General features: G+C 34.5%; 23 protein-coding genes. 16 read left to right on the top strand and 7 right to left on the bottom strand.

Annotated features, from left to right (window positions below):
• Nucleotides 1–37 precede the first annotated feature (37 nt).
• From ACE38P_RS00335 to pyrF, 4 genes are all read left to right on the top strand, one after another.
• Nucleotides 38–2,602 (top strand): valine--tRNA ligase, encoded by a 2,565-nt coding sequence (locus tag ACE38P_RS00335; protein WP_374699310.1) that lies wholly within the window; start codon nucleotides 38–40, stop codon nucleotides 2,600–2,602.
• Between the two features lie 41 nt (nucleotides 2,603–2,643).
• Nucleotides 2,644–4,728: a hypothetical protein gene (locus ACE38P_RS00330; RefSeq protein ID WP_374699309.1), complete on the top strand. Its 2,085-nt coding sequence runs from the start codon at nucleotides 2,644–2,646 to the stop codon at nucleotides 4,726–4,728.
• Nucleotides 4,729–4,865: 137 nt separating this feature from the next.
• Nucleotides 4,866–6,026: a hypothetical protein gene (locus ACE38P_RS00325; protein WP_374699816.1), complete on the top strand. Its 1,161-nt coding sequence runs from the start codon at nucleotides 4,866–4,868 to the stop codon at nucleotides 6,024–6,026.
• Nucleotides 6,027–6,062: 36 nt separating this feature from the next.
• On the top strand, nucleotides 6,063–6,743 hold the full coding sequence (pyrF, locus tag ACE38P_RS00320) for an orotidine-5'-phosphate decarboxylase (protein ID WP_374699308.1): 681 nt from the start codon (nucleotides 6,063–6,065) through the stop codon (nucleotides 6,741–6,743).
• A gap of 523 nt (nucleotides 6,744–7,266) precedes the next feature.
• Here the strand turns inward: pyrF and ACE38P_RS00315 are convergent.
• On the bottom strand, nucleotides 7,267–7,458 hold the full coding sequence (locus ACE38P_RS00315; protein ID WP_374699307.1) for a hypothetical protein: 192 nt from the start codon (nucleotides 7,456–7,458) through the stop codon (nucleotides 7,267–7,269).
• Nucleotides 7,459–7,634: 176 nt separating this feature from the next.
• Here ACE38P_RS00315 and ACE38P_RS00310 point away from each other — a divergent pair, with 176 nt between their 5' ends.
• From ACE38P_RS00310 to ACE38P_RS00270, 9 genes are all read left to right on the top strand, one after another.
• Complete coding sequence (locus ACE38P_RS00310; protein WP_374699306.1) at nucleotides 7,635–8,798, top strand: phage major capsid protein; 1,164 nt, start codon at nucleotides 7,635–7,637, stop codon at nucleotides 8,796–8,798.
• Between the two features lie 75 nt (nucleotides 8,799–8,873).
• A complete protein-coding gene (locus tag ACE38P_RS00305; RefSeq protein WP_374699305.1) occupies nucleotides 8,874–9,461 on the top strand; it encodes a hypothetical protein in 588 nt (195 codons plus the stop codon).
• A 131-nt stretch (nucleotides 9,462–9,592) separates the two neighbouring features.
• Nucleotides 9,593–10,921 (top strand): hypothetical protein, encoded by a 1,329-nt coding sequence (locus ACE38P_RS00300; protein WP_374699304.1) that lies wholly within the window; start codon nucleotides 9,593–9,595, stop codon nucleotides 10,919–10,921.
• A 143-nt stretch (nucleotides 10,922–11,064) separates the two neighbouring features.
• A complete protein-coding gene (locus tag ACE38P_RS00295) occupies nucleotides 11,065–11,877 on the top strand; it encodes a hypothetical protein (protein ID WP_374699303.1) in 813 nt (270 codons plus the stop codon).
• A 141-nt stretch (nucleotides 11,878–12,018) separates the two neighbouring features.
• Nucleotides 12,019–12,216: a hypothetical protein gene (locus ACE38P_RS00290; protein ID WP_149168885.1), complete on the top strand. Its 198-nt coding sequence runs from the start codon at nucleotides 12,019–12,021 to the stop codon at nucleotides 12,214–12,216.
• A 64-nt stretch (nucleotides 12,217–12,280) separates the two neighbouring features.
• Nucleotides 12,281–12,406 carry a hypothetical protein gene (locus ACE38P_RS00285; RefSeq protein ID WP_264375619.1) on the top strand — a complete coding sequence of 42 codons (126 nt, stop codon included), beginning with the start codon at nucleotides 12,281–12,283 and terminating at the stop codon, nucleotides 12,404–12,406.
• A gap of 219 nt (nucleotides 12,407–12,625) precedes the next feature.
• The gene (gene dapB, locus ACE38P_RS00280) at nucleotides 12,626–13,420 is read left to right on the top strand and encodes a 4-hydroxy-tetrahydrodipicolinate reductase (protein ID WP_264374698.1); all 795 of its coding nucleotides are present in this window, start codon (nucleotides 12,626–12,628) and stop codon (nucleotides 13,418–13,420) included.
• The gene (gene pstB, locus ACE38P_RS00275) at nucleotides 13,417–14,175 is read left to right on the top strand and encodes a phosphate ABC transporter ATP-binding protein PstB (RefSeq protein ID WP_010401422.1); all 759 of its coding nucleotides are present in this window, start codon (nucleotides 13,417–13,419) and stop codon (nucleotides 14,173–14,175) included. The genes dapB and pstB overlap by 4 nt, the downstream gene beginning before the upstream one ends.
• 68 nt (nucleotides 14,176–14,243) lie before the next feature.
• Nucleotides 14,244–15,101 (top strand): ankyrin repeat domain-containing protein, encoded by an 858-nt coding sequence (locus ACE38P_RS00270; protein WP_374699302.1) that lies wholly within the window; start codon nucleotides 14,244–14,246, stop codon nucleotides 15,099–15,101.
• 295 nt (nucleotides 15,102–15,396) lie between these two features.
• Here ACE38P_RS00270 and dxr read toward each other — a convergent pair whose 3' ends face one another.
• Together dxr and ACE38P_RS00260 are read right to left on the bottom strand one after the other, a co-directional pair.
• Nucleotides 15,397–16,575: a 1-deoxy-D-xylulose-5-phosphate reductoisomerase gene (dxr, locus tag ACE38P_RS00265; protein ID WP_374699301.1), complete on the bottom strand. Its 1,179-nt coding sequence runs from the start codon at nucleotides 16,573–16,575 to the stop codon at nucleotides 15,397–15,399.
• 27 nt (nucleotides 16,576–16,602) lie between these two features.
• Nucleotides 16,603–17,097 (bottom strand): hypothetical protein, encoded by a 495-nt coding sequence (locus tag ACE38P_RS00260; RefSeq protein WP_010406678.1) that lies wholly within the window; start codon nucleotides 17,095–17,097, stop codon nucleotides 16,603–16,605.
• A 319-nt stretch (nucleotides 17,098–17,416) separates the two neighbouring features.
• Here ACE38P_RS00260 and ACE38P_RS00255 point away from each other — a divergent pair, with 319 nt between their 5' ends.
• From ACE38P_RS00255 to ACE38P_RS00245, 3 genes are all read left to right on the top strand, one after another.
• Nucleotides 17,417–19,285 carry a WH2 domain-containing protein gene (locus ACE38P_RS00255; RefSeq protein ID WP_374699300.1) on the top strand — a complete coding sequence of 623 codons (1,869 nt, stop codon included), beginning with the start codon at nucleotides 17,417–17,419 and terminating at the stop codon, nucleotides 19,283–19,285.
• A 74-nt stretch (nucleotides 19,286–19,359) separates the two neighbouring features.
• Complete coding sequence (gene proS / locus ACE38P_RS00250) at nucleotides 19,360–20,619, top strand: proline--tRNA ligase (protein WP_374699299.1); 1,260 nt, start codon at nucleotides 19,360–19,362, stop codon at nucleotides 20,617–20,619.
• Nucleotides 20,616–20,990, top strand: coding sequence for a holo-[acyl-carrier-protein] synthase (locus tag ACE38P_RS00245; RefSeq protein ID WP_007302804.1), 375 nt, complete (start codon nucleotides 20,616–20,618; stop codon nucleotides 20,988–20,990). The genes proS and ACE38P_RS00245 overlap by 4 nt, the downstream gene beginning before the upstream one ends.
• Before the next feature lie 52 nt (nucleotides 20,991–21,042).
• Here ACE38P_RS00245 and ACE38P_RS00240 read toward each other — a convergent pair whose 3' ends face one another.
• The 4 genes from ACE38P_RS00240 to ACE38P_RS00225 all read right to left on the bottom strand — a co-directional run bounded on the left by ACE38P_RS00240 (nucleotide 21,043) and on the right by ACE38P_RS00225 (nucleotide 23,613).
• On the bottom strand, nucleotides 21,043–21,777 hold the full coding sequence (locus tag ACE38P_RS00240; RefSeq protein WP_214303365.1) for a hypothetical protein: 735 nt from the start codon (nucleotides 21,775–21,777) through the stop codon (nucleotides 21,043–21,045).
• A 58-nt stretch (nucleotides 21,778–21,835) separates the two neighbouring features.
• Nucleotides 21,836–22,225 (bottom strand): phage tail tube protein, encoded by a 390-nt coding sequence (locus tag ACE38P_RS00235; RefSeq protein WP_007302803.1) that lies wholly within the window; start codon nucleotides 22,223–22,225, stop codon nucleotides 21,836–21,838.
• A complete protein-coding gene (locus ACE38P_RS00230) occupies nucleotides 22,200–22,601 on the bottom strand; it encodes a DUF3168 domain-containing protein (RefSeq protein ID WP_374699298.1) in 402 nt (133 codons plus the stop codon). Before ACE38P_RS00230 ends, ACE38P_RS00235 begins: the two co-directional genes overlap by 26 nt.
• Nucleotides 22,602–23,082: 481 nt before the next feature.
• Nucleotides 23,083–23,613, bottom strand: a complete 531-nt coding sequence (locus ACE38P_RS00225; protein WP_007302801.1) for a head-tail connector protein — start codon at nucleotides 23,611–23,613, stop codon at nucleotides 23,083–23,085.
• Between the last annotated feature and the right edge of the window lie 76 nt (nucleotides 23,614–23,689).

Below are 23,689 nucleotides of genomic sequence, written 5' to 3'. Positions count from 1 at the left end.
ATTGTGCTAACTTAAAGCTTAAAACTGAAAAATATTTATGTTAGAAGAAAAGTACAGCTTTAGAGAAATTGAAAATAAATACAACATATTATGGGAAGGGAGTAAAGTTTATAAATGGAATGGTGAAGAGAATAACACTTTTACTATAGACACTCCTCCACCAACTATATCAGGAAAGTTGCACATCGGTCACATATTTAGCTATTGCCATACGGATTTTATTGCAAGGTTCCAACGTATGCTGGGGAAAGATGTGTTTTATCCAATTGGTTTTGATGATAATGGCCTTCCGACTGAAAGGTTAGTTGAGCAAACCTATAAAGTTAGTGCAAAAGAAGTTGGCAGAGAAAAATTTATAGAGATGTGCCATGAAGTTATTGAGAAGTCAAAGCAAGAATTCAAGGAGTTATTTAAATCGGTCGGCATTAGTTATGATTGGAGTTTGGAATATCACACGATCAGCAAGGAAGCTGTGGCACTTTCTCAAACGTCGTTTGTTGATCTATATAACAAAGGGTATATATATAGGAAAATGCAACCTATTCTTTGGGACCCAGTTGATAAAACCGCAATTGCGCAAGCGGAAATAGAGGATAAAGTCTTTGAGTCATCTTTGAACACGATAGTTTTTTCCACTGAAAAAAATGAGCAGATTCATATTGCAACTACGCGACCTGAGTTACTTCCTGCATGTGTTGCAGTTTTTTGTCATCCAGAAGATGCACGATATGCCCATCTGATTGGAAAAATAGCCGTAGTGCCAATTACAGAGGCAAAAGTTCCAATCATAGCTGATGATAAGGTCAAAATAGATAAAGGCACTGGGCTTGTTATGTGCTGTACATTCGGTGATGAGCTCGACATATATTGGCAGCAAAAGCATAATCTGCCGGTGACAATTATAATTGATCAGGATGGAAGGATAAACCTGCATGCAGTGTGTGATCAAAAATGGATCCCAGTGTCACGCACTGGGATGACAGGGGAGAAAGATGCCCAGTATCAAGCTACTCAGGTGACAGAGGAGACACATGCCGGTGTCATCCGAGTAGCTGACACTGGGATCCATGGACTAAAAGTTAAAGAAGCAAGAAAGAGGATCATTGAAATCCTCAGTGGAAAAGGACTTTTAATAGAAAGCACTAGCATTTCTCATTCTGTTAAATGTGCTGAAAGATCTGGTGCGCCGCTTGAAATATTACCTACTTATCAATGGTTTGTCAAGACTTTAGAGCAAAAAACTCAAGTATTAGATAAAGTGAGTAAATGTAATTGGTATCCAGAATCTATGCGTAAACGTATGGAGGTGTGGATAGAAGGGCTAAGTTGGGATTGGTGCATCTCAAGACAGCGTTATTTTGGTGTACCATTTCCAGTTTGGTATTCAAAACGTAAGGGAGAAGAAGGCAAAATCATTCTAGCTGAAGTAAAGGATTTACCTGTAGATCCACTCAAAGATTTGCCGAAAGGGTATATTAAAGAAGAAGTTACTCCAGATCAAGATGTGATGGATACTTGGGCAACAAGTGCGATCACTCCTCAATTAAGTGCACTGGCAGTAAACAGTGAGCTCGGTTTACCAAGCCATCGGTATGATAAGATATTTCCTGCAGATCTGCGCAGCCAAAGCCATGAGATAATAAGAACTTGGGCTTTTTATACGATTTTGAAGGCACATTATCATGCAGATTCACTGCCGTGGACAAATATCATGATTAGTGGTTGGTGTTTGGCTGATGATAAAAAAAAGATGAGTAAATCAAAAGGTAATATCATCACTCCTCATGTAATGCTTGAAACCTATGGAGCTGACGTAGTACGCTATTGGGCAGCAAACTCAAGACTTGGAGTTGACACAGTCTACTCTGAAAATATCTTCAAAATTGGCAAACGACTTGTTACGAAACTTTGGAATGCTAGCAAATTTGTTTCCATGTTTATGGAAAAACATCAAGCATTGAGCATAAATTCCATCAGTGAGACGATGGATAAGTGGATATTGTCCAAATTATATAAAGTGATAGAAAAAACGACGAACAACCTATTACAGTTTGAATACTGCGAAGCTTTGAGCGCAATAGAAGAATTTTTTTGGAAAGATTTTTGTGATAATTACTTAGAGTTAGTTAAAAAACGTGCATATGGAGATGCATTGGACAGCGAGGCAAACATGAGTGCGAAACAGAGTTTGGCATATGTACTCAATATTATTTTGCGGTTATTTGCACCATTTTTGCCATACATTACAGAGGAAATATATCATCAGTTGTATAGTTATAACTCCGTTCACAATAAAAGTAATTGGCCTAACAAGGAAGAACTTACCTATGATAAGTATTCTGAGGAAATGGGAGATAATTTCGTGCAGATATTAAACCTTGTGAGAAAAATAAAAGCAGATAATAACGTATCAGTTAAGCATCTTATACAAAAGTTGATGATAAAAGCGAGTGTAAAAGAGGATGAGTTAAATTATTCTGCTCAGCATGATTTGCAGTCAGTTTGCAATGCTGAAGTGATAGAATGGGTTGAGAGTACAGAAGCAGAGCTTATAACTGAGAATGGAAAATTTACTGTAAGTTTATTGATTGATGTAACTTAGCATTCGTATTACTATACTAATTATTTAGTTGTGAGGTAATAATGATTGGTAATTCATATAATAATAAAATTGAAGAGCAAAAAGATGATTATCATGACTTCATTCAAAGGTTTTTGTTTTTGCTCGGTAAGATAAAAGAAAAGAATAAATCAATTCACACTGCTGTAGCTAGTTTTCACATATTATCTTTTTTAATAAAATACAATGCCAATTTTAATGAAGATGAAGTGTATAAAGCCGTTATCCAAGATTTCAATAATGTAAAGGAGGCGAGACTAGAGCTTCAAGATAAGGCTAAAAAAGTATTGAATGGGTATATTGAAAGTGGTGTTGAAACAGTGTCAATATATGGTAGTTGTGCAGAAGTTAAATTGGGAGCTAATAAAAACAAATTCAAAGTCAGTGAGTTTTTGAATAGTAATTTCTGTCAAGATAATGGAATTTCAGGATTTTCAACTCTGCATAGCAATGGAAAAAATGGAATGCACGGTTTTGTCTCTGAAGAAGGAATAAGGCACTATGTTGTAACTGATGGTGCATACGAAATGACTCTGAATTGGTGTGATGAGGACGGAAAAAAGTGCACTATTATAATTAATACTGATGCTAATGGTATAGAACTTATCGAGCGTAATCGTGTTACTGATGATCAATTGAAAGCAAATAAAGATGTAAAAATAGGTAACTTATTCTTGTATCAAATAAAATTTAGAAATAAGGAGAAAGGCAATCATAAATCATCTGAGATTGTGATAGAAAATAGTAATAGAAATATTAACATTCAAACAACTCAAGAAATTGAGCTTGGCAGCAAAGAAGCTCAAATAGGCAGTACTAAAATGCAAGACAAAATTGCACAAGTTGTAGATGACAGCTTAAACGAAAGAATTAATAAATTGGAAAAAGAAAATACAAGATTAACTGGAAATAATCAAACTATATTAGAACAATTACAGCAAAAAATGAGAGAGGTGGAGGAATTAAATGGAAAGGTAAGGGAAAAAGATGAAGTTTTGGCTGAAGTAACACAAAAACTCAAGCAGCTAAGTGATTCGGTAGAGAGTGAATTTGAAAGGAGAAAAGTAGAGAAGGAAAAGTTAGAGGAGAAGTTAAGGAAAGCGCAAAAAGAGATACAAAAGTTAAGTAAAGAAAAAGCTGAATTAGTGCAAGAAAAGCAAGATTTAGAAGAATTTGCTGAAGGTCTAGATGTTGAAGTACAAAGACTAAAGGATCAAATAAGGCAATTAGAGTACAGTGTGGCTGTAGCAGTGAATGAAAATAAAAGATTAAAACAAAAATTGAATGATACTCAAAAAGAGTTGGATGGTAAGTATGGTGAAATCCAGAGATTAGAAAGTCAATCACACGAATTAGAAAGTCAAAAAATAACAGAATTGGAAATATACTTAGAAGAGAAAAAGAAAAAAATAGCAGAGTTAGAGGTGCTGTTGGAAGAAGAAAAGGGGGAAGTTTTTAGTTTAGAATCTAGATTATGTAATTCAGAAGAAGAAAAAAGACGATTACAAGAAAAGTTAAATGAAAAAACTCAAGAAGAGATTAATCTAGAAGAACTATGTAAGAAATTGGAAGAGAAAGAAGCTGAGTATCTCAATAGGATCAAAGAATTAGAAAGAAATCTTGATCAAGGAAGAAAAGAATTTGAAAAATTGCGAAGTGATCTAGAAGAAGAAGATCAAAATTGTTCTGAAGAGTACGAAAAGTTACTATCTGAGAAAATTACTATGAAAAGGGGAATTTCACGTTTAGATGATCAATCTTCATTATCTCATCAAAATTATGTCAGCTTTGTAAAGGATTGTACGGGTTTGATAACAGAGATGGTAAGTTTGTTTCAAGAGAGTATAGGAGAAAAAGACAATGTGACTATGCCAAGGAGTACTATGCTAGAGATTTGCGGAAGATTTGATGAATTGATTAAGCATTGTGTAGAAAGTGATCAAGAAATACAAAAGATGCTTGAAGAAGTATTTGAACAAATTAATGATAGCCCTGCTTCTTCAAATATGAGTAATGGGGATTTATCAGCACTACCAAATAAAGAGCTGAATGAAGCTTCATATTCAGAAGATTTTGGATATTCTAGTAGATGTTCTACTCCTGTCTGATGCCACCTTGCATTTTGAGTTTAGTTAGAATATCAACTAAAGTTTATCACTGGTACAATTGTGATAAGTGTTCTCCTCTACAGGTAAGATAATTTTAATCAATATATACAAGACTGCTGAAGTTTTGTATATGGGTGATGAGCAATTTACTTAATAAATATAATACATTTTATTTTATAGCTAGTTCTCTGGCTACTCTCACGTTACTTACATCTTTAGCGCTTATTAATGTACCTAGTTCTTTAATTCTCGCTTTAGCTGTATTATCTGTTTTGGCTTTTATGATTTTGTATAAAATAATTATTGACGCTAGTAAAGTGGAGAAGAAATTTGCTCACAAAGAGCGTGAGTTGACTCAAGAAAAGCACAATTTATACGAGGAAGAAAGAAAATTTGGTCAAAAAATAGAAGCTGAGAGGAAATCTTTTCTTAAAGAAAAAAAATCTTTGGAGGAGAAATTAGAAGCAAAAATGATCCATATAATTGGAATAACAGACGAATTAGAAAAAGTAACGAAGGAGAAAGATGAGCTTGCTGCACAAGAAAAAGAACTACTCCATAAAATCTCATATTTGTGTAAACAGTTACAGGAAAAAGAAGCTAATCTAACTGAGAGGAAAAAACTTATAATCGAATTGAAAAGAAAAATAGACAATGATAAATATGAAGAATTATATAAGGAAGTAGAGAAATTATCTAAAGAAAAAGAGGAGTTATCTAAGGAAATAGACAAATTACGTAAAGAGAAACATATACTATATATGAAAAAAGAAGAATTACATAAAAGACAAGAAGAACTTTGTGTGGAATTAGATGAATTACAATGTAAATTTAAAGAAATTGATCAGAAAAATAAAAACTTATCTCAAGAATTAAAAAGGAAATTTGAAGAGCTAGATAAAACAGATGGTTTAATTAAAAATCAATCTTTGGAGTTAGACAGAATAAGACAAGATTGTAATAACGAAGTGAAAAATTTAAGAAATTCACTTTTAGAGCGAGACAGTCAAATAAAACAACTTCAATATGTGATAGATAAGATAGAAGAATCGATAAGAGAAAATGAAACAATTAAAGATTATAGCAAAAAAATAATATTAGGGGAGACTCAGAAAATAAAATTTATATTAGGGCAACTTGTTCAATTCACGCCAGGTGAAGATTATAGACCATTAGAAGAAGCTTCAATGGGAGATCTTGGATATGAATCACTACCTGCAACCCCAACCAAATCGCCAAATTCACTATTAACAGAATCTTATGAACTTAATCAGAGTGAAGGTATTTACAAAACATAATAACTAGCTTTATTATAAAAAAAATTATACAAGATAATGAACCCAATAATATGCGCACTGGATACACAAGATTTGAATGAAGCCATATCTTGGGCTAATGGTCTGCGTGATAAGGTTGGCATGGTAAAACTTGGGTTAGAATTTTTTGCTGCACATGGTCCTTCTGGAGTGAAAGAAGTTGCAAAATGCAATGTACCAATTTTTTTAGATCTAAAATTGTATGATATTCCAAACACTGTAGCTAGAACAGTTGAAGCAATAAAAGCTCTAGATGTTGAAATGCTAACATTGCATATCAGTGGTGGAACAAAAATGCTTAAAGAAGCACTAAGTATAGTGCAAGGAAAGAAAATAAAGCTAATTGGAGTAACAGTACTAACTAGTATGGGCAATGAAGATCTGAGTGAACTCGGAGTAGCAAGGGAAGCAAAATCACAGGTAATTTTGCTAGCAAAGCTTGCAAAAAAGATTGGACTACATGGAGTAGTTTGCTCTGCACTAGAAGCTCAAGAAGTGCGCCAAGAATGTGGTAAAGACTTTAAAATTATTACTCCAGGAATCCGTATGAATCGAGGTCATGATGATCAAAAAAGGACAGCAACACCAAAAGAAGCAATAAATTCAGGAGCTGATTATATCGTAATTGGCAGACCAATTACAAAAAGCGGCAATCCCGCAAGTAGTGCAGAATTAATATTGAAATCCCTTACTGATTGAAGCAGGAGAGCGGCAAGGTAGATAAGGTACCATAGAATAAAAGCAACAAACGGTATGTATCCGTTCAGCAGGGTGGCAAAACAAGGTAGACGAGAAAAGATAACTAAATGGGTGTCATCCTAGTGCTTGACACTGGGATCCAGATATAAAAAGTATTTGCAAATTATGCAGTAAACAATAGTCCTTAAGGACATATGTCAAAAACAATGTCCAAAAACTAGATCCCAGTGTCAAGCACTGGGATGACATCATAGACACGCAAAGCTACTTGTTTCAAAAACAGTATGTTAAACTAATTTTGCCTCGAACACAAAGGCAGTGCTTGACACTGTTTACTATGCAAATTGCCACAATGTTCGTACAGCTGTGACTGAAATGATAAAAAGAGGATAATTAAAGGATACCATTTATTGTTTTGGCAAATTTGTACAGCTACGTACTTTATTTGCACATTCTTCTGAACAGATACGCAGCGAAAAAAAATGCTTGACACAAAAAAATGGATGCTGTATAGTGCTAACAATTAAGTATAATATTTACCGTGGTGTAATACTACACTGCTTTTTTTACTCCAACAAGTAATCAGTATCATTTTTCTCTCGTTACCAGGCGCCTTACGTTTATTTGTATCTACCATGAAGCCAATGCTGGAATCCAGAAAAAAGACCGGTGAATGGCAGTATACATATACAGTTGTATGAACGTTGTTTACCATGAGGGCGCCTCCCAGCACTGGGATCCATATTGTAAACAAGCGTTTGAGTTATACTAAGCTGCCATTCACCGGTCTTTTTTCTGAATGCAGTTTGCATAACAACGAAAAGGTACTGGGATTAAAGATTACCTTCAAATTACAATACTATTCTAATTTTATTTTTAAAGGAGGCTATTATGTCACTTACTGATATTGCTCACCGTGTTAATGAACTCGCTTCATCATGGGAGCAATTTAAATTAATAAATGATCGCAAACTAAAAGAAATCGAAAGCAAAGGACCTGAGCAGCTATGCAAGATAAATAGTAATATTGATAATTGCAAAGAGCGCTTAGATTTTATTGAAACTTCAGCTCAACGTCCAGAAATTAGCACAGATTTTAACATGGGTGATAAATATTTTTCTGATTATATCCGCAAAGGAATGGAAAGTAGGTTATCACATAAAACCCTAAGTGGAGATGACAATGATATTGGAGGGTATTTAGTTACTCCTCACATTGTAAAACGGATAAACAAGCGTATAGCTGATTCATCTCCAATGCGGCAAATATGTTCTAGTCAAAGAATCTCTACTGAAACATTGGATTATATTATAGAAGATTGTGACCGTGCTGGTGCAGGTTGGAGTGGTGAAGTCGTAGAGGACGAAGATGGTGGCTATAAATCCAAGTATGATTTTGCAAAAGACACAAGTACACCTAAAATTCAAAAGATTTCCATCACAACTTATGAGCTCTATGCTCAGCCGCAAATATCACAAAAATTGCTCGATGATGCATTTGTCAATGTTGAAAATTGGCTTGTAGAAAAGGTTGCCGAAACTTTCAGTAAGAAGGAGAATGAAGCCTTTATTAAAGGTGATGGCACTTTTCAACCTAAAGGAATTTTAACTTACGAAAATGGAAATGGTCATAATAAGATAGAGCAAATTAAAGCTGATAAGCTAGACAGCGACGCCATAATGATATTGTACTACTCTCTAAATGAACATTACTCTAAAAATGCATCATTTTTAATGAACAGGAGTACGTTAAAGGACGTGAGGCTACTAAAATCTGAAACAGGTCAGTATCTTTGGCAGCCGAGTTTATCGCTTGAAACTCCAGATACTTTAATGGGAATACCAGTATATCAATCTGCTGACATGCCACCTACAATGATTGCAGTAGCGGATTTCAAACAAGCTTATAAGATCGTAGATAACAGAGGAATGAGAATACTTAGAGACCCTTATACAAACAAACCTTATGTTAGATTTTTTGTTACTAAGCGTGTTGGCGGGGAAGTTGTAAACACCAGTGCTATTAAATTGTTGAAAATTGCAAATAAATATTAAAATTCTATTAAAAATAATTGACATATTATACTTTTTATGTAATAATTAAATTATTATTAACTTAAGGAGTAAAATATGTTAAAAAAAATAAAAAACTTTTTTCAGTCGATTGCAGGAAAAATTGCATCGGGCTGGAACAGCATTAAAAACTTGTGGTCTAGTAAACCGCAAAAAAATAGTGTAATTGAACTAGTGAAGGGTGAATCCAATCATTGGGGTGTTATTAAAGAAAATGGTAATAAGCAGTTAGTACTGCATACAAACAAAAAGAATGTACCAGAAATTATGGATTGGAGAAATATTGATTGTAAAAGTCCATCAAAATATCATGTAAATATCAAATCTGGCAAAGCTATATTCGAAATTGTTTATAGCAAACTTGTTGTCATGAACGATAGTTCGGTATCCTTTATAGTGGACTCGGTAGATGATGGTAAAACTTTGTCTTGTGAGTTAGAAGGAATGAAAAAGATGTTGGGTTTAAATAGTAAGCGTACAGTTGTTACTATAGATAAAATATCTCAGAAACCTGAAGTTGTAAGTTCTACATCTAAAGTGCCTGCAAGTGATAGCAAGGTACTAAGCTCAGAAGCTGGTAAACCTAGTAAGGTGCTAGATAAGCCAGCTATAAATTCATCAATACCTATTATGCCATTTTCATAAAGAGTATCTTTTCTTCACAAAAGAGCACCTCCTTTGGTGCTCTTTTTTCTTTATAAGTTTTCTCCATAGGAGAAACTTGACAAATTAAACTTTATATATAATAATTAAACTATTAATTTAAGGAGTAAAGTATGTGGGAAAGTATAAAAAAATTTTTTAAGTGGATTGCTGATCGTAGAGGAATTTCATGGATTGCAAGAAAAATTTCATCAGGTTGGAATTGGTTATTTAGCAGTAAAGCAAATACTGCTCAAGAAAATATATCACCAAAGAGACCTTCAGATGAGAATGTAAATAAAAGTCCAACTGTTAGCACCCCTATGCAAAATGAGACTGAAGAACCTGTATCTAAAACAGGTACAAACGTCGAGCCAGCAGAAAATTTTCCAGAAAAATCAGAACAACCAAGAAGGCACGTAAATCCTAATAAACCTAATGTTATTCAACAAAGCACAAAGCCAGGGAGTTATTTTGAATTTATCGATAACAAATTACTATTTGTTATAACAAACGATAATTATAAACGTCTTGAAGAAAAATGTAAAAATGAAGACAAAAATGGTAAAGTTATACCTGGAGAATTTCGTATATTTGTAGAGTGTGAAAGTAACAAGTTTTGTATTACTGGCCCTTATAGTTCATGTCAAGATGTAGATGATGGAAAGAAATCTGTATCCATAACTTCAGTGAAGAAACAGCATAACAATGGAACTATTTCAAAAAAACCATTAGAAATGATGTATAAAGTAGGCTTGGATGAGAACAAAAAGCTTGCTGAAATAACTAGAATGTCTATAAATCCATTGAAAACTACAACACCTAATCTTAATGCTACTACGATACAACGAACAGTTAACAATGATTCTGAAACAACAACCACTGATCAGCAAAGGGCATTGAGCCAAGAAGTTGTTGCTAATGAGCCTAAAGGAGTAGGTTATATTGAACTTGATAAAGATAATTACTTATTTTTAAATTTGGAAAAGGGTATAAAAGTTCAGGATTATAAATATAGTTTAAACCGGGACAAAATTTTTGTTCAGCTTCTTGTATATCTAAGGTGTGGTAAAGGAGAATATCGCATTACTGGTATTTGTAATCTCCATGGCACTTCTGAATATGTAATTGTAAAATCAGTACTAAAGAAGAAAGAAGATGGTAATTATATCGATGACGATAAAATATTAGTTCAAGGCAATATTGAGCATGTGAAAAAAATGTTAGGATTGGAAAATGGTGTAACAAAGGTTAAAGTAGATAGTATATCTAATCAGCCGTTTGAAGGTACAGCGTTGGAGCAGCATAATCTTAATCCTACTACGGCACAACAAATGGTTAACAATAAGGAAGTGACTACTGAATCAGAGGAGTTTTATGATGAAGAAGTTACACAACCAAGTCCAACAATTGGAGTACCATCAATAAAGAGACATTATGTCACTAATCCAAGTGTAGATTGAAACGGTTATTGTTAAAACAAACCCTTCACAAAAGAGCACCTCCTTTGGTGCTCTTTTTTTCTTTATAAGTTTTCTCCATAGGAGAAAATTGACAAATTAAACTTTATATATAATAATTAAATTATTAATTTAAGGAGTAAAGTATGTGGGAAAGTATAAAAAAATTTTTTAAGTGGATTGCTGATCGTACAGGAATTTCATGGATTGCAAGAAAAATTTCATCAGGTTGGAATTGGTTATTTAGCAGTAAAGCAAATACTGCTCAAGAAAATATATCACCAAAGAGACCTTCAGATGAGAATGTAAATAAAAGTCCAACTGTTAGCACCCCTATGCAAAATGAGACTGAAGAATCTGTATCTAAAACAGATATAAACGTAGAGCCAGCAGAAAATTTTCCAGAAAAATCAAATGATGAGCCTAAAGGAGTAGGTTATATTAAACCTGATGAAGATAATTACTTATTTTTAAATTTAGAAAAGGGTATAGAAGTTCAGGATTATCAAGGTAGTCAAAACGAGGTAAAACCCCTTTTTAATCTTCTTATATATCTAAGATGTGATAAAGAAGAATATCGCATTACTGGTGTTGGTGATTGTATCCATAATTGTCTTGATATATCTGTAAAATCAATAATAAAGAAGAATAGAGATGGTAATTATATCGATGACGATAAAATATTAGTTCAAGACAATATTGAGCATGTGAAAGAAATGTTAGGATTGAAAGATGATGTAACAGAGATTAAAGTAGATAATATATCTAATCAGCCGTTTGAAGGTACAGCGTTGGAGCAGCATAATCTTAATCCTACTACGTCACAACAAATGGTTAACAATAAGGAAGTGACTACTGAATCAGAGGAGTTTTATGATGCAGAAGTTACACAACTAAGTCTAACAATTGGAGTACCATCAATAGAGAGACATTATGTCACTAATCCAAGTGTAGATTGAAACGGTTATTGTTAAAACAAACCCTTCACAAAAGAGCACCTCCTTTGGTGCTCTTTTTTTCTTTATACGTTCTCTATAGAAAAAGTTGACATACTATGCTTTTTATATAATAATATAAATTATTAATTTAAGGAGTAAAATATGTTTAAAAAAATAAAAAACTTTTTTAAGTGGATTGCTGATCACATAGGAATTTCATGGATTGCAAGAAAAATTTCATCAGGCTGTAAGCGGCTGTTTGGTGGTAAAAAAAGTGAAACAAGTGTTGCGAAACAAAGCATATCACAGCAAGGACAATCTTCAGGTAAAACTACTATTGAAGAAAAAAACAAGAGTTAATAAATGCTTTTACTGCATCTCTTTCTAAGTTTAGAGAAGATTTATCTGATCTTACTCTGAGGAAGTGACTACTGAATCAGAGGAGTTTTATGATGCAGAAGTTACACAACCAAGTTCAACAACTCGAGCACTAGCAACAGAAAGACATTGTGTCTCTAATCCGAGCAAAGTAGGAAGCGGTTATTATTAATTAGTAAACAAATCCTTCACAAAAGAGCACCTCCTTTGGTGCTCTTTTTTTCTTTATACGTTTTCCATAGGAGAAAATTGACTAATTACAATTTTTCGTATCAATTTTCAATAGATTCATCGATGTATAGCTATAGTTTTATCAGTGTAAGGCTAAATATGCTAAGCTTATAAAGATGACAAAGCTTCAAAAAAAGCCTAACATAGTGGAAAAAGCTTTATGAAAATCAAAGTTGGAGTAATAGGCTGCTTAGGCAGAATGGGTAAGAAAATACTCAATGAATTAATTACGAATACCAAAGTGGAAATAGCAGGTGCTGTTGCTCGCTTGGGCAGTGAGTATATAGGCTTAGATATTGGGCCTATTGTAGGCAATAATTGCAATTTAGGAATCAAAGTTACAAGTTCCATTAATGAGGTATTTGAATCGTCCGATGTTGTAATAGATTTTACAACTAAAGAATGTATGCTAGAATGCCTTAAGGCGGCCGTGAAATTTAAAAAACCGCTAGTTAGTGGCACAACTGGAATAGAAGGTCTAAATTTAAAAGAATATGCTGCTAAAGTTCCAATATTATGGTCAGCAAATATGAGTGTTGGAGTTAATGTGTTGCTGAAATTGGTAAAAGAAGCTGCCAAGCTTTTAGGTAATGAGTATGACGTTGAAATTTGGGAAATGCATCACAATTTAAAAAAGGATTCACCATCTGGAACAGCTATAGAGTTTGGTAAAGCAGTTGCTAACGCTGCAAAAGTGGATTTTGAGCTCAATCAATATTCACATAATAATTCAAATATAAGAGGGAAAGGAGGAATAGGCTTTGCAGTATCTCGTGGAGGTGGAGTAATAGGAGATCACAGTGTCATGTTTGTCAATTCCGATGAACGAGTAGAATTAAATCACAAGGCAATTGACCGCACAACGTTTGCTAGAGGGGCGGTTCAAGCAGCAATATGGTTGTGCGAGAATAAACAGGAAATACCAGGACTTTATTCAATGCAGGATTTAGTATGAGCGATAAATACGCTTTCGTTAAAAATTTAAATCTTTGGTATGGCTCTAAACAAGTTTTATTCGATATAAATTTGAATATTTGCAAAAAGAAAGTCACAACTTTTATCGGACCTTCTGGGTGCGGTAAATCGACATTTTTGCGTTGTTTCAATCGTATGAATGATTACGTACCTGGATGTAGAGCGACTGGTGAACTGGTAATCGATGGGCTGGGTAATATATATTCACGTGATATGGATGTTGTATTGCTCAGAGCAAAAGTTGGTATGGTATTTCAAAAACCCAATCCTTTTCCAAAGTCAATATATGATAATGTTGCTTATGGGCCTAAATTGCATGGCATGGTGAAAAATAAGCAAAAATTAGATGAAATAGTAGAAAGTAGTTTAACTAAGGTTGGTTTATGGGAAGAGTTGAAAGATAGATTGCAAGATAGTGCACTAAATTTATCTGGTGGCCAGCAACAAAGATTATGCATTGCTCGTGCAATTGCAGTAAAGCCAACTATTTTATTAATGGATGAACCATGCTCTGCTCTTGATCCAATGGCAACCAATGCAATCGAAAATCTTATACAAGAATTGAAATTGAGGTTCACCATAATTATGGTAACTCATTCGATGAAGCAAGCTAAAAAATTATCTGACAGCATAGTTTTCTTTTGCAATGGCAAGATTGTTGAATTCGGAAGTACTCAAGAAATCTTTGAAAATGCTCAGTCTCCTTTAACGAAGGAGTATATTCTGGATCATTAGCTTAATAGTTGATATTTTAATTTTTTCTATGTATAATTTTATCAAGTTTGTTGTAATAGGTGGTTAAAATGTTTAGTACAAGTGAAGCAACAAAAAAGTTGTTTAAAGCTATTGAATTTCAAAATGCTAGTGGTGAAAGAATAACACCTGAGGAAGCTTGGAATCATTTTCAACAAGCATTGAAAGAAGGAGCGAATGTTAACGCTTTTGAGGATGGGATGACATCTTTGATGTGCATTATTTCAGCTTTTGTTACTAGTAATAACGAGGAACAGCAATATTTAGAGCTTATGGCTAAGTTGCTTGTACAGGATAAAAAAATTGATGTAAATATTAAAAGCAAGCAAGCTGTTATGGAGAGAAGACCAAAGGAACATGATGGTTATCCAGTTTACGAATTTGAGGAGAGAGAAGTAGTAGATAGGAGTCCATATCTTCGCTGCATATACCTTGACAATTCACAACCTGTTAATGAAGGATTTATACCTCAAAATTATGCTCGTGCAGAGGAGGAAATTAAGACCGGCAAGAAGGAAAAAAATACAGCTCTACACATTGCTTGCAAGTTGGGAAATGTAGACATGATAAAAATATTACTTACACATCCAAATATCAAACCTAATATTCAAAACTATGAAAACAAAAGTCCAAGAGATTGTATTGCAGAACATGTTAAGGAAATAATAGAACCAGAATTCCTAAAGATAGAAGCAGTCGCTCAAAAAAGGAAACAAACTAATTATGCTTGTGCTTTTTTGTTATCTGGAGTACTTGCTGTTGGTCTATGTTTCACAGTTTATAACCCAGTTCCGTTTGCTGCAGCTGCATTGCTGTTCTTTGCAATAGGGTGTGGTTGTCTGTATAGAGCAAATACAGTTCTTAACGATGTAAATTTCTCTCAGGTTGATTTCGAACATGCTAAGTGATTTATCTGTTCAGGTAAGGTATCATTCCAGCACTTGATGCTGGAATCAAGCTAATTTGGTAAATACCTTACAATGTTTGATGACTAAAAGACTGGATGCCAGACTGGCATGACACCCATTTCTTTCTAGTCTTGTCATTCGAGTAGCTGAAACTAGCTGCTTTTCTGTATTCCAGTGTCAGCTACTGGAATGACATTATGGAATACAGCTTTTTGATCGAAAATGTTGTCTTATCTGCAATGAATTTTGCTGGATAGCTACACCCATTTAGTTGTCTTTTCTCGTCTACCTTATTTTACCACTCTGCTGAACGGATACCTTTATTTTCAATAATTTTGTTAGCAATAATACGGCTTTCAAAATCGACACTTATTATGTCAGATAGTGAGTTAATATCAGAGTACTTGTCAAAGTTTTCTATTGTTGATTTTACTACCTCTACTACTTCTAAAAAGCCGATTCGTGATTTCAAGAATTCATTAACAGCTATCTCATTTGCAGCGTTCAAAACAATACTATTTGTATGTGGAGAAGAGGAATTTAACACTTCCATGCTTAGCTTTAGTGCAGGAAAACGTTTATGACCTGGTTCTTGAAAGGTCAATTTTCCTTGCTTTGTTAAATCTAATTTATGATTTAAAGTTGATCTTTCTGGCCAAGACAAAGCATATGCAATGGGAATTTCCATATCAGTTTCTGCAAGCACAGCAAAGCTGAATCCATCGTGATAAACGACAATTCCATGTACTATCGATTCAGGGTGCACTACTGCTTCAATTCTATTTGGACTAATATTAAACAAATGATGTGCTTCTATTATTTCTAGTGCTTTATTCATCATTGTTGCACTATCAACTGAGATTTTCTTTCCCATTTTCCAAGTAGGGTGACTTAGTGCCTGATTTACTGTGATATTTCTTAATTGTTCAAGGCTATAATTTAAAAATGGTCCACCAGAGGCAGTGAGTATAATCTTTTCTACACATTTATCATCATTTTGCAAAACTTGAAAAATTGCGTTGTGTTCAGAGTCGATGGGAATTATTTGTACGCTCCTTTCTTTAGCTTTTTTAAGTAGTAACTTACCACCGCAAACAATACTCTCTTTGTTTGCTAGAGCAATAACTTTAGTACCGCTTTCTATAACCTTTATAACTGGCTCAAGGCCTGCGATGCCAACTATTGCAATAACTGAGAGATCAACGGGTAGAGAAGCAACATTTGCTAGACCTGGAGCACCAACTTCTACTTTGACGTTTGTACCAAGTAGATCTTCTTTTAAATCTTTGTAGAACCTTTCATCAGAAATGGCAGCATATTTTGCATTAAGTAGATTTGCCTGTTGTGCTAGCAGAGCAAAGTTAGAATTGGCACTTAGTGCTTCCACCTGATATTCTTCCTTTCTCTTTAAGAGCAAATCTACAGTCTTTTTTCCAATGCTTCCTGTTGATCCTAAAACTGAAACTTTTTTCACTAATTACAATAAAATCTTCTTAGTTATTTAGTAACCAAGCTCATGATCATCACCAACAGATGGTGAAGGACCAGGTGAAAAAGATTGGCCATGATGATCACCTGCATCATGCATATCATGCAAACCATCGGCACTTTGAGCTATTTCATTGTTAGAGTGGGGATAATCATCCGGATGATGCCCCTCATCACCGTAGTCCATACCCATTCCTTCTGATGGCATATCTTCTCCACCACCACCTGAAAAATATTCAGCAAGACTTTCAAGAAATTTTATGCCAAACATATTACCTGATTTCCCAAATAACGTTACTAGACTGCTACCACTTACCAAACCTTCGAATACATTATTATAAGCAGCAATTGCTCCTTCATGAAAGTTGAACATCCACTTCATTCCATCCACAATTGTTGCAACAGAGTCACTATGACCAAGACCGAAACCACTTTTCTCACTAGCGGCTTCCTGGTGTTGCTGCTGTGCCTGCCATTCTGCAATATTTGGACCTTGTGCTTCACTCATAAACTTTTATTCTAAGCCTTAAGCTATTATTTTACCAAAAACACTGTAAAATATCAATTGTTTAAGAGAGGTTATCATAAAAATAGCTAACACTAAGCTATTTTTATGATTCTGATTACTCTATACCAAAACATCGATGATGTGCTGTGGTAACAAAGTGATGACTTGAGGTTTAAGATAGCTTCTATTTCTTCTTAGAAGACTGCTCCTCTCTCTTTCCTTTTTATTTTATTATCTTAATACTAACTTACTCATAAATTATTGACAAGTACTAGTAATTTAATCATTATTAATATAATATTAATAATGAGGAAGAAAAATGCTTACTAATAATAATAACACACCATCATCAGCTCCGCCACTACCCCCACCTCCACCATCTGCAGATTGGAGAAAAAATTGGAAGCCAGCGAAAAATAACGATAAAGATGGAAAATCTCCTAGTGTTACTGCAGAAAAAAGCAGCAGTGGCAATAAGCCAAGAAGAGATCAATCTAAGAGTCCTGTTCAACAATCAACTTTAAATTTTGCAGAAAATCGACTATTTAAGCAAAAACAAGAAGAACTTAATGCGAATGGCGAAACTGCAGATGAAGGAAGCAATATTAGACAGAGTGAACCAAATAGAATATCAACTACCAAGCCTGTATCACCTAGAGTTTTGAGTCCTCAACAAGATAATGGTAATAGTAACAAACCTTCAGGAACTAACAATAGTACTCAATCAGAAAAAGGGCTATCTGAGAATCCTATTCAACTTGCAACAGAACAAAAAATCGATACTCCCATTTTGATTAATACTTTAGTTGGAATAAGTAAGACAGCTGCCTTAAAATATTCAATTGCTACTTTGTTGCTATGTATATCTAGTGTTACAGCTGGTATATATACATATCTTTCGATTTCAGTAACACTAAGTGATCCAGTACTTTTCACAGTTATTGCTTTTGTTTCTGCATCGGTTATGTTGAGCTTAGCTGCATATCTTATCAATTCACACCTTTCTGCAATAAACAGCGAGAAAGGAGTTGATCCTGGTAGAAAACAATCACAAGATTTACAGAAAGCAAAAGGACTTGAACACAGCAATACTCATACATCATCACCTCCAGTAGCGCTTAGAACATCCAGTGTACCGACACCACCTACTCTAAAGAATAATACTACTAATAAATCCATACCCTCAGGAGGTGGCAAGCAACAAGAAAGTGGAGATTTGATGGCTGATTTGGCCAAAAAGCTCAAAAGCCGAAGGAAAGCAACTGATGAAGAGGACGACGTACAACAGCGAAAATATAGTGATTTACAGAAAGCAAAAGAACTTGAACATAGCAATACTCCTACACCATCATTTCCAGTAATGTCTGGAACACCCAGTGCACCGCCACCACCACCTCCTCCATTGCCACAAAATGCTGCACCACTACCACCTCCTCCTACAGCTTCCAAGTATACGGAGAAACCTAAGAATGGTGCACCGAAAAAGGCTAATGAATCTGAGCATGATCGTTCTGCTCTGTTTGCGCAGATAAGAGGAGGAGGTGTTAAGTTGAAACGTGTTAACAATGAGTTTAAAAATGCTAAGACACCAGGTAATAACAATGATGGGAAATCACAAGATTTTTCAGATGAATTGAAGGAAGAGTTTAAAAGTAGTAAGAGCAATGCTGAGCAAGAGACAGGAGAAGAGCTCGCTGCAAGAATTGAGAAGTCGATACAAGAGAATAAGCAACATACAATGAGGAATGCTCAATGTCATGATTATGAGATAGCTAATATCCTGAAGAGGAGACTAGCAATAGAATTTTCTAGTAGTGAAAGTGAAGTTTCTGACCACAGTGACAGTGATGATTGGAGCAATGATAAATCGAAAAAACCGAAAGAGAAAAAGCTGACAAAATCCAGGAAAAAACCTACGCCTTCAAACTCCCAACCAGAAGATGAAAGAGGAAGCAAGAGTCCTGACAGTGGTCATGAATCTGATGATAATGAAAAATCTAAACCTACATCTCCGTTACATTCTGTGCCAAAAGCAGGTAAGCCACTGGTACCGCCTAAGACTGCTGGTTTACAAACGAAATCTGAAGCTTCTCCTGCAGCACAAGCAAATAATGTTGACTCAGTGAATAGTGAGGTGCAAAAACCATTTCAAGTTCAAAGTGTCGTAGATCGAGGTAAGAGAAAGTAGTACACTCTTCTTAAAATAAGTTTACCTACAGGTCTGATTGTATTAAGATTACTTAGTACAATCAGATTTATCAAATGCGTTTATCTCAATATTACCTGCCAACTTTAAAAGAAACCCCGGCTGGTGCTGAAATTATTTCTCATCAATATTTGTTACGTGCGGGCTTAATCAAGCAGACAGCATCTGGAATTTATTCTTGGCTGCCGCTTGGTCTTTTGGTACTTAAAAATATTGAAAATATTATCAGAGATGAAATTGGTGCAATTGAAGTGTTGATGCCTTGTGTGCAGCCAGCAAATCTTTGGCGAGAGTCAGGACGTTACGATGATTACGGCAAAGAAATGCTACGTATTAAAGATAGGCATGAAAGCGATATGCTTTTTGGTCCAACACATGAGGAGGTGGTAACTGATTTGATTAGAAATACGGTAAAAAGTTACAAAGATTTACCACTTTGTTTATATCAAATTCAGTGGAAGTTTCGTGACGAAGTAAGACCTCGTTATGGCGTTATGAGAGGCAGGGAATTTCTGATGAAGGATGCATACAGTTTTGATGTAGATTACGAAGGTGCACTGAATTCATATAATTTGATGTATAAAACTTACATAAAAATCTTCAAACGAATGGGGCTTACTCCAATTGGAGTGAGGGCAGATACAGGACCAATTGGAGGAAATTTAAGTCATGAATTTCATATATTGGCAAACACCGGTGAGAGCACTCTATATTATGACAATAAACTTTTTGAATTACTAGAAAGCGAAGATATTGAAAGCCTGAAGAGCATATATGCAGTTGCAGACGATATGCATGATCCTGAAAGTTGTCCTATACCGCAAGAACAGTTAAATGTTAGCAAGGGTATTGAAATAGGGCATATTTTTTATTTTGGTGATAAATATTCGAAACCTATGAAGGCAAGTGTTACTTCTCAAGATGGAAAAAATGTTAACATGCATATGGGTTCGTATGGTATTGGAGTTTCAAGGCTTGTTGGCGCAATAATAGAAGCTTTCCATGATGATAAAGGAATTATCTGGCCAGAGGCAGTAGCTCCTTTTAAAGTTGGTTTGATCAATTTACAAACAAAAGTAACGGAGGCTGCAGATAAAATATACAAAGCTTTGAAAAGCGATGAAGTGCTTTATGATGATACAGACGAAAGTGTAGGAGTGAAATTTGCCAGAATGGATCTGATAGGCTTGCCATGGCAAATAATTATTGGAAAGAAAGCAGTAAGTGAAAATATAGTTGAAGTAAAAAATAGGGCAACTGGAGAGGTAGAGGAAATACAAGTTGAAGAAGCAATAAATCGTTTTAGCGCAAAATGATATACGGTATTGGCACTGACATAGTATATATACCCAGAATATTGAGAATATCACAAAAATACGGGGAAAAATTTCTCAATAAAGTCTATACTAAGAAGGAGATAGAGATAAGCAAAAAATATAATAGCCAAGAAGTAAGGGCAAAATATTTTGCTAAACGCTTTGCTGCAAAGGAAGCTTTTGTTAAAGCGCTAGGCACTGGATTCAGCCAAGGAATTATAATGAAAGATATAGAAATATACAGTAATATCAGGGGAAAACCACATCTTGCTATCACAAAGGATTTCATCTCGAAAGACTACAAGATACACCTTTCTCTAAGTGATGATCAAGATTATGCTACTGCGTTTGTTGTAATTTGCGTTGAGTAGATATTGTTTAGTACATACGATTTCAAAAATTTTTTTGAAATTATACTTTGACCTACACAGATCGACCTTTCTGTGAATCCTGGTTTCTGCTTTCTTCAACTTGTTTTGCAAAAGACGTCTCTTGTGTATTCATATGTTGAAGTGGTTTAGCAATTTCGCGCACAACAGCAGCAACTGCAGTTAAAAACGCCTTGAATAATCCACCTAAAACTCCACCAACTGCTTCTCTACCGTACATACGAGCTTGCTTTTCATTGTCATCAGCAGTTTCCCCTGCCCTCCTTCGTGGATCCATTCTATGAGCAATAACTGAAAACAACACCCCCCTAATTGAAGACTTCACTCGTGCTTTTGCCTTCTGAACATCCCCATCACTTGCTACTTCATGTTTTTCCCTACTATTCATTAGCTCCTTTTGTTGTTGAAAACTTAAGATCTCTTCCATCAGTTGTTTCTTTCTCTTTTCCAGAACTCTTTTCTTGGACTCTGATTTATCGCGAGTGTGTTTTGTGGTTTCAAGTTCTACATCAATATCCTCAGATGCTGCTTGGCTATATAAGGTTTCTATGAGCCTATCTATACTTCGCTTTACTTGCATAGTCCTTTCGTAACTATCTAAATTATCAACTCCTTCATCAATTTGACTTAAAATATCCTCGAAAGGTTTTAAATACTCTTTGCACTGCTCTTCAAGCTGATTTTCATTCTTCAAATTCCTTTCTCTTCTGTCATCGCTATTCTCTTCAACATTATCATCACCTTCTTCGAAAAGATCCTCATCGTTCATAATTTTTTTTAATTTATTCCCACTTATTATTATTGTATATGAAAAAATTAAATTAACACTAATGAAAAGTGTTCACAACTTCAGCACTGGCTAAAACTACAGTGAAGCTGTCAAAAGTGGCAGGATCATAATATCTCTCATACAATTCAACCGAACACCTGAGTTTTATCTTCTCCTTAGCATTAAAACTAATCTCATAATCATTATTAGAGTTTAACATTGCAGAATTACGCAATAATTCATCAGCCAATACTGAATTTAAAATGCCATTAATTTTTATTGTAATCTTTCTACTTCCAGCACAATCAAGCACTTTTCTCCAGCCAAAAGAGGAAATATCTTTCATCTCCTCTTTGTTATTACGCAAAGTAAACCTTAAGTTTCGTATATTATTCAGCACAACAAAATTATTGTCATGACCTTTAATTTTCAGCTGTAATTTGCTCATCGCTACCTCCTTGTATTAAAATATCAAAATTAATTGTTGAATGTAAAACTTCATCATGCTGATTTATAGCACAATTACTTTCCAAAATGGTCTCACTACTAATGCTCTTTACCACCAAGCTAACATGCTTTATAGCAGCAAGCATGCTGCTTATATGATAAGTATATATGTCGCATGAAAATCTTACTTTTGTAGCAAAATTAGATAGCATATGCAGGTTAACATAATTTACTATGCGCAATCTCAGATAAGGAATAGTAACCTGCTTAGGCAGGTAATCATAGATGTTAGTAACATATTTCTTTAAATCAGAGTTTGCTTTTAATGCTGCATAAATACTATTATACAACTCATTTATAATTTGAATTTTTTCCATCTCACAGATACGGCTAAGAACATTGCAATTTGTAGATAATTTACGTAATAAATGGTCAGTGCTTACTGTACGAACATTGTGATCAATTTCCACTAAGAAGGTGTTATTCCAATAGTTCTTTTGGTGTCATCCCAGTACTGGGATCCAGCTTTACCTAACTATTTTTCTTGTTGGTCATTTTATTGAAAATGTTTGCTCATTTAGAATCAATTTTCCTGGATCCCAGTACTGGGATGACACCTTCCTTTATGGAATTAAGTTACAATGTTTTTACAGTAAGCGCTGGAATGACACCTTCCCTTATGGAATTAAGTTACAATTTTTGTACAGTAAGCACTGGAATCCAGTTTTCTTAACCAAAAACACTTCATTCTATAATGCAAAACCCATACTCACAAAACCCAATTCATTACTCGCAATCTTGATCCAAGTACTGGTATGACACCATCTGTTGTATCTGCTATTGAATGACAAACAGGAACTACAAAACAACCTTTGGTTCGCGAAATGGAGAATACACCTTCTTTACCTCAGATAAATGGCTACTTACTTCTGATTCACGATTTTTATAGAGAGCAGAAACATGCTGTATAATACCTAGCTTTATTTGCTCAGGAACACTATCATAACCAGCTTCATATACAACATCAGCCCTTATTATGTTCAAATAATTGAAAAATTCAATATAGCTTCCTATATCACTAAAATAATAACTAAGTTTTCTATTCTTATCAGTAGCCAATATTATTTTATTCACAGGACCATAGCTTAAATAGATTCTACGAGGTATATAACCTTCATATGAAACTTGCCACGTTTGCTTTACTAGAGACTTTTCCATATGCCACTGAGCATAATCAGTTGCCATAAAAATAAAACTTGAAATCAACTTATCATCTTGATCATTTTCAATTCGTAAAAAAGATTTAACCTCTCCTAAAGTTACTGGAAAAGATTTAGGCTTAGACTTACGTTGTATATTTATAATTGGATACTTTAGTCTTGTTGACATAACAACCCTCCTTTTCTATATATAGCTAAAATAAGTAAGACTTATCCATAAAAAATCTTACTTATTTTAGTTATCA

Source organism: Wolbachia endosymbiont (group A) of Limnophora tigrina (assembly GCF_964263225.1).
Classification (GTDB): Bacteria; Pseudomonadota; Alphaproteobacteria; order Rickettsiales; family Anaplasmataceae; genus Wolbachia.
Note: the sequence above shows the minus strand (reverse complement) of the source record. Positions and strands in the feature narration are given on the sequence as shown.

Bases quoted from the DNA above. Each gene is read 5' to 3' on its own strand.
- ACE38P_RS00335 (WP_374699310.1), top strand. From the start codon at position 38: ATGTTAGAAGAAAAGTACAGCTTTAGAGAAATTGAAAATAAATACAAC.
- ACE38P_RS00330 (WP_374699309.1), top strand. From the start codon at position 2,644: ATGATTGGTAATTCATATAATAATAAAATTGAAGAGCAAAAAGATGAT.
- ACE38P_RS00325 (WP_374699816.1), top strand. From the start codon at position 4,866: ATGAGCAATTTACTTAATAAATATAATACATTTTATTTTATAGCTAGT.
- pyrF (WP_374699308.1), top strand. From the start codon at position 6,063: ATGAACCCAATAATATGCGCACTGGATACACAAGATTTGAATGAAGCC.
- ACE38P_RS00315 (WP_374699307.1), bottom strand. From the start codon at position 7,458: ATGGTAAACAACGTTCATACAACTGTATATGTATACTGCCATTCACCG.
- ACE38P_RS00310 (WP_374699306.1), top strand. From the start codon at position 7,635: ATGTCACTTACTGATATTGCTCACCGTGTTAATGAACTCGCTTCATCA.
- ACE38P_RS00305 (WP_374699305.1), top strand. From the start codon at position 8,874: ATGTTAAAAAAAATAAAAAACTTTTTTCAGTCGATTGCAGGAAAAATT.
- ACE38P_RS00300 (WP_374699304.1), top strand. From the start codon at position 9,593: ATGTGGGAAAGTATAAAAAAATTTTTTAAGTGGATTGCTGATCGTAGA.
- ACE38P_RS00295 (WP_374699303.1), top strand. From the start codon at position 11,065: ATGTGGGAAAGTATAAAAAAATTTTTTAAGTGGATTGCTGATCGTACA.
- ACE38P_RS00290 (WP_149168885.1), top strand. From the start codon at position 12,019: ATGTTTAAAAAAATAAAAAACTTTTTTAAGTGGATTGCTGATCACATA.
- dapB (WP_264374698.1), top strand. From the start codon at position 12,626: ATGAAAATCAAAGTTGGAGTAATAGGCTGCTTAGGCAGAATGGGTAAG.
- pstB (WP_010401422.1), top strand. From the start codon at position 13,417: ATGAGCGATAAATACGCTTTCGTTAAAAATTTAAATCTTTGGTATGGC.
- ACE38P_RS00270 (WP_374699302.1), top strand. From the start codon at position 14,244: ATGTTTAGTACAAGTGAAGCAACAAAAAAGTTGTTTAAAGCTATTGAA.
- ACE38P_RS00260 (WP_010406678.1), bottom strand. From the start codon at position 17,097: ATGAGTGAAGCACAAGGTCCAAATATTGCAGAATGGCAGGCACAGCAG.
- ACE38P_RS00255 (WP_374699300.1), top strand. From the start codon at position 17,417: ATGCTTACTAATAATAATAACACACCATCATCAGCTCCGCCACTACCC.
- proS (WP_374699299.1), top strand. From the start codon at position 19,360: ATGCGTTTATCTCAATATTACCTGCCAACTTTAAAAGAAACCCCGGCT.
- ACE38P_RS00245 (WP_007302804.1), top strand. From the start codon at position 20,616: ATGATATACGGTATTGGCACTGACATAGTATATATACCCAGAATATTG.
- ACE38P_RS00240 (WP_214303365.1), bottom strand. From the start codon at position 21,777: ATGAACGATGAGGATCTTTTCGAAGAAGGTGATGATAATGTTGAAGAG.
- ACE38P_RS00235 (WP_007302803.1), bottom strand. From the start codon at position 22,225: ATGAGCAAATTACAGCTGAAAATTAAAGGTCATGACAATAATTTTGTT.
- ACE38P_RS00230 (WP_374699298.1), bottom strand. From the start codon at position 22,601: ATGGAAAAAATTCAAATTATAAATGAGTTGTATAATAGTATTTATGCA.
- ACE38P_RS00225 (WP_007302801.1), bottom strand. From the start codon at position 23,613: ATGTCAACAAGACTAAAGTATCCAATTATAAATATACAACGTAAGTCT.